Source organism: Bacillus cereus group sp. BfR-BA-01430 (assembly GCF_022663115.1).
GTDB lineage: Bacteria > Bacillota > Bacilli > Bacillales > Bacillaceae_G > Bacillus_A > Bacillus_A cereus_BD.
Window position 1 is genome coordinate 1 of record NZ_JAKUEW010000092.1, and the last position, 231, is coordinate 231.

The following is a 231-nucleotide window of genomic DNA, read 5'->3' on the forward strand; positions in this document are numbered from 1 at the left end:
CAACGAATTGAATCGAAAACACTTAATGAATTTGTCGATATGGCATTAGCAGGAACAAAGTGGAAACGCGGCAAAACGGAATACGCAGGCTTCCACACGATGACCATCGACGAGTTTATTGACCCTCTTACATTTTTAAAGAAAATAGCTTCTTTATTTGAGGTAGAAATCCAGTATCGTGTGGAAGTAGTTGGCTCTCAAGTAGTCGGCTGGTATGTCGACATGGTCAAA

The 231-nt window shown here is 41.1% G+C and carries 1 protein-coding gene; it reads left to right on the top strand.

Features of this window, described 5'->3' with window-relative positions; all coding sequences use genetic code 11:
• On the top strand, positions 1-231 hold a 231-nt coding region (locus MR058_RS23090; RefSeq protein WP_277927205.1), incomplete at both ends, for a phage tail spike protein.